Source organism: Kitasatospora sp. NPDC056273 (genome assembly GCF_042268845.1).
In the GTDB taxonomy this organism is placed as follows: Bacteria; Actinomycetota; Actinomycetes; order Streptomycetales; family Streptomycetaceae; genus Kitasatospora.
The window spans coordinates 1-3,864 of sequence record NZ_JBHJSJ010000122.1 but is presented as its reverse complement, the minus strand read 5'-3'; the positions used below and the strand labels follow the sequence as shown (position 1 = coordinate 3,864).

Genomic DNA, 3,864 nt, shown 5'->3' with positions numbered 1-3,864 from the left:
GCCGGGCGCGGCCGGGGCGGGCGCCGCTCGGCCCGGCGCAGCCAGCGCCACAGCGCGACCCCGGTCAGCACCGCGGCCGGGTGCCCCACCCCGGTGATCACGTCCTTGTCGGTGGCGATCTGCTCGGCGATCATCAGCCCGGCGCCGCCCAGCGCGAGCAGCCGCCCGCGCCAGGAGAGCAGCCCGGCCACCGCGCCCAGGCAGGCGAGCACGCCGTAGCTGACCCCGATGTCCAGGTAGTCCATCGCCTCGGGCGCCATCCGCCCGGTCTCCACCGCGGTGATCACCACGCCCTGGGAGAGCAGCGTCGCCGCGACATGCCCGGCCGCGAACACCGCCGCGGCCCGGGCCGGGCCGACCCTGCGCTCCAGCGGGGCGAGGGTGAGGGCGAATCCCCACAGGTACGGCATCCACACCTCGCCGGCCACCCAGAACCCGCTCAGCACAAGGGCGCGCAAAGGATGCTGGAGCAGGTTGTGGCCGTCCGAACTGGAGGCCTCCTGCAGACGCTGGACGAGTTCCGGATCGGCGAGCCGGGCGAAGGTCGTGGTGGCTCCCACGACGGCGAGGTACCCGAGCGTGAAGGGCGTTCTCCGGGGCGTCGGCACCCGCTCCAGCAGCCATTCCAGGACGCCGGTGCGCAGCCCGAGGCGGAGCATTCCGTACGGCGCCCCCGCACTCCCGTACCCGTCGGCACCCCGCCCGAGTCCCGCCATGCCGCCTCCGCTCCACGCCGCAGCCACCGGCTCCCCGCCGGATGCCCAACGTACCGGCGCGCGCCGCGGATTCCGCCCGGCCGGGCGCTCACGTGGCCACGGTACGTCGAGGTTCTGAGAGGCACCTGAAAGAAGCCCGTGAAGACCGTCGCCGTAGCGGACCGCCGGATTCCCGACATTGGTCCAGACCTTCTCCCCATAAACGGGGCACCAGGGCCTCTGACCGGCGACTTGGCGTCAACTGCACTGCATACGTACCGTTACGCAGAGAAAATTCGACGGGTAAGGTATCGGCCCGTGCCCACTCGTGCAGTGGGTCCGAGGGCGGCCCGACAGCCGGCCCACGGGCCGGAAACGTCCGGTCCACCTGCCGGGAAGCATCCGCTGTCCGTACGCTGCGAAGTGCGCGGGAGAAGTGGGCGGCCGACCATCCGTCCTCGGCTCCCGATCGCGCGACGGGACGGCGGACCCGGCACAGTCCACGACGGAACAAGACTACGAGCGGAGCCCCGCCATCCCCACAGGTGGCCGGCCCGCAGCCCTGGGGGCGGTGGCGTGACCGTGACAGAGATTCAGCAGGACAACCACAACGCCGGCGGCACTGTGAGCAGCCAGCGCAGAGTCCTGGTGGTGGAGGACGAGCCCACGATCGCCGAGTCGATCGCCGCCCGGCTGGGCGCCGAGGGCTTCAAGGTCGCCGTGGCCCACGACGGCCCCGGCGCGGTCGACGGCTTCCACACCTGGCAGCCGGACCTGGTGGTCCTCGACATCATGCTGCCCGGCTTCGACGGCCTGGAGGTGTGCCGCCGGATCCAGGCCCAGCGCCCGGTGCCGGTGCTGATGCTGACCGCCCGCGACGACGAGACGGACCTGCTGGTCGGCCTCGGCGTCGGCGCGGACGACTACATGACCAAGCCGTTCTCGATGCGCGAACTGGCCGCCCGCGTCAACGTCCTGCTGCGCCGCGTCGAGCGCGCCCAGCAGGCCGCCCGCACGCCCGCGCTGGGCAGCCTGCGGTTCGGCGAGCTGGAGATCGACCACGTGCAGCGCCGGGTCCGGCTGGCCTCGGGCGACGTCCACCTGACGCCGACCGAGTTCGACCTGCTCGCCTGCCTGGCCGCCCAGCCGCGCGCCGTGCTCACCCGCGAGCAGCTGCTGGCCGAGGTCTGGGACTGGACCGACGCCTCCGGCACCCGCACGGTGGACAGCCACGTCAAGGCGCTGCGCCGGAAGATCGGCGCCAGCTGGATCCGCACCGTCCACGGTGTCGGATACGCGCTGGAGGCCCCGCTCTCCTAGGGCCTCCCAGGGCGACGGGCCACCGGGGGGCCCGCAGCCCGGACGACGCCGTGCCACCACGCGGGCCGACACCGCGGGGACCACAAGGAACCGATGACCTTTCCACAGCAACGCAACGGGGAATCCGCCGACACGCGGCCGCAGAACCTGGCCGCCCGTGCCGCCCGCCGGGTCTGGGCCGACATCCGGCCGCTCGACCCGGTCCGCTCGATCAAGGGCAAGCTCACCCTGCTCGTGATCGTCTCCGTGTGCCTGGCCACCGGGATGGTGGTCGTGGCGATCCGGTCCGAGACCCAGATCCGGATCATCATGGTCTTCTCCATGATCGCCTCACTGCTCTTCATGCAGTTCCTCGCGCACGGGCTGACCGCCCCCCTGCGCGAGATGACGGCCGCCGCCCGCGCGATGGCCTCCGGCGACTACAGCCGCCGGGTCGAGGTGAACTCGCGCGACGAGATCGGCGAGCTGGCGGCCGCCTTCAACGCCATGGCCGCCGACCTCCAGGCCGCCGACCGGCACCGCCGCGAGCTGGTCGCCAACGTCTCGCACGAACTGCGCACACCGATCGCCGCGCTGCGCGCCGTCCTGGAGAACGTGGTGGACGGCGTCGTCCAGCCCAATCCGGCCACCCTGGGGGCGGCCCTGGAGCAGACCGAGCGGCTCGGCCGCCTGGTCACCCACCTGCTCGACCTCTCCAAGATCGACGACGGCGTGGTCGCCCTGGACGCCCGCCCCTTCGAGGTGCGCGAGTTCCTGGACGGCGTGCTGCGCGGGGTCACCGTGGACGGCGCGACGGCCGGCGGCGCCTTCTCCCGGCGCGGGGACGTCCGGCTGGCCCTGGAGGTCAGCCCGACCGGCCTGACCGGCGTGGCGGACCCGGAACGGCTCCACCAGGTGGTCGCCAACCTGGTCGACAACGCCTGCAAGCACTCCCCGCCCGGCGGCACCGTGACGGTGCGGGCGAGGCCGGAGGGCGAGGAGGGCGGCCTGCTGCTGGAGGTCGAGGACGAGGGCCCCGGCATCCCGCCGGCCGACCGCTCCCGGGTCTTCGAGCGGTTCAGCCGCAGCGGCACCGCGACCGCCGCCGGACCGGGCTCGGACGGCGGCACCGGACTGGGCCTGGCCATCGCCCGCTGGGCGGTGGACCTGCACGGCGGACGGATCGCGGTGGCCGAGTCCCCGCGCGGCTGCCGGATCGAGGTCCGGCTGCCCGCACGGCGTCAGAGCGACGGTCGGGACATTTGTCACAGATCCGACACAGCGGTCTACGAAGATCGTTAGAGGATTTGGCCGGGTTTTTGTCCGCTTTGGCCCCGGTATGCCCCCTGTTCGGCGCTGATCGGTTCCCCTCAGATACGGCTTTCTAACGCACTTTTTCAGCCAAAGTGCAGGTCAGCACTGTGATCTGGGCGACGCCTGGGCCCCGGGGACTGCGCGATCACTGGTCAGGGGCGTAGCCTTAATCCCCGCTGTCCAAACATCCCAAAAGGAAGCGGAAGAGGGCGGTTGCCGCCGTGTCGCCACAGTCCCCTGAAACCCCCAACAGCTCGGCAAGCTCCACTGGCTTCGGCCCCAATGAGTGGCTCGTCGACGAGATCTACCAGCAGTACCTCCAGGACCCGAACTCGGTCGACCGAGCCTGGTGGGACTTTTTCGCCGACTACAAGCCCGGTACCGAGGTGACCCCAGTGACCCAGGCCGCGACCCAGGCCGGCCCCGCGCCGACCCCTGCCGCTGCCCCCGCGCCCGCCGTCGCAGCCGCTGCTCCGGCCGCGCCCGCCGCCGCTCCGGCTCCGGCCGCTCCGGCGCCGGCCGCCCCGGCTCCGGCTCCGGCCGCCGCCCCGGCTCC

The 3,864-nt window shown here is 72.6% G+C and carries 4 protein-coding genes; 3 read left to right on the top strand and 1 reads right to left on the bottom strand.

Annotated features, from left to right (window positions below; translation table 11 throughout):
• Window positions 1–716, bottom strand: a 716-nt coding sequence (locus ACFCY1_RS41420; protein ID WP_375877812.1) for a rhomboid-like protein, incomplete at its 3' end; no start/stop codon positions are given.
• Window positions 717–1,277: 561 nt separating this feature from the next.
• Between ACFCY1_RS41420 and ACFCY1_RS41415 the strand changes: the two genes are divergently transcribed.
• The 3 genes from ACFCY1_RS41415 to ACFCY1_RS41405 all read left to right on the top strand — a co-directional run.
• Window positions 1,278–2,015 (top strand): response regulator transcription factor, encoded by a 738-nt coding sequence (locus tag ACFCY1_RS41415; RefSeq protein WP_181970677.1) that lies wholly within the window; start codon window positions 1,278–1,280, stop codon window positions 2,013–2,015.
• Between the two features lie 93 nt (window positions 2,016–2,108).
• Window positions 2,109–3,296, top strand: coding sequence for a cell wall metabolism sensor histidine kinase WalK (locus tag ACFCY1_RS41410; RefSeq protein WP_082346227.1), 1,188 nt, complete (start codon window positions 2,109–2,111; stop codon window positions 3,294–3,296).
• Window positions 3,297–3,529: 233 nt separating this feature from the next.
• A partial coding sequence (locus tag ACFCY1_RS41405; RefSeq protein WP_375877811.1) for a hypothetical protein occupies window positions 3,530–3,864 on the top strand: 335 nt, incomplete at its 3' end.

Coding starts and splice junctions, on each gene's coding strand:
- ACFCY1_RS41410 (WP_082346227.1), top strand. CDS start 2,109: ATGACCTTTCCACAGCAACGCAACGGGGAATCCGCCGACACGCGGCCG.